The sequence below is a fragment of the Pseudomonas asuensis genome (assembly GCF_014646755.1).
Classification (GTDB): Bacteria; Pseudomonadota; Gammaproteobacteria; order Pseudomonadales; family Pseudomonadaceae; genus Chryseomonas; species Chryseomonas asuensis.
On record NZ_BMNW01000076.1, the window covers coordinates 1 to 920 of the forward strand.

Genomic DNA, 920 nt, shown 5'->3' on the forward strand with positions numbered 1-920 from the left:
CAACAGGGCCAGACCTGGTCACAGCTCCGACCTGACCCTACTGATCCTCGTCCCGCCGCGCTCGAACGCGCGGTTAACGAAGGGATTAGTCGGCATGGCCTACATAGTCATACACGATCATCGCTCAACAAGGCGTTTGGACTTGTACTGGTAGGCGAATCGGGACAGATGAGGTTTACGCCCACCCTTGCCGAGCATAGTCAGCTCATGGCCTTGCTGCCACAAAGCCTAAGTAGACAAGAACGCTCATCGATCAATCGTTTCCTGTGCCACCTGGAGCAACAGGGCCAGACCTGGTCACAGCTCCGACCTGATCCGACTGATCCTCGTCCCGCCGGGCTCGAACGCGCGGTTAACGAAGGGATCAGTCGGCATGGCCTACAACCCGGCACACGATCATCGCTCAACAGGGCGTTTGGACTTGTACTGGTAGGCGAATCGGGACAGGTGAGGCTTACGCCTACCGTTGCCGAGCATAGTCAGCTCATGGCCTCGTTGCCACAAAGCCTAAACTCCAACGATCGCTCATCGATCAACCGTTTCCTGTACCGCCTGGAGCAACAGGGCCAGACCTGGTCACAGCTCCGACCTGACCCTACTGATCTTCGTCCCGCTGGGCTCGAACGCGCCGTTAACGAAGGGATCAATAACCATGGCATACAGAGCAGCACACGAGCAGCGCTCAACAGGGCGTTGGGGCTTGTACTGGTAGCCGAATCAGGACAGGTGAGGCTTAAGCCCACCCTTGCCGAGCATAGTCAGCTCATGGCCTCGTTGCCACAAAGCCTAAACTCCAACGATCGCTCAAATATCAACCGTTTCCTGTGCCATCTGGAGCAACAGGGCCAGACCTGGTCACAGCTCCGACCTGACCCTACTGATCCTCGTCCCGCCGCGCTCGAACGCGCGGTTAACGAAGG

The 920-nt window shown here is 57.9% G+C and carries 1 protein-coding gene; it reads left to right on the top strand.

Translation table 11 applies throughout. The annotated features are described in order from the left end of the window. Positions 1 to 920 (top strand): hypothetical protein (locus tag IEX86_RS24735; protein ID WP_188868792.1); only part of this gene is annotated, 920 nt, incomplete at both ends.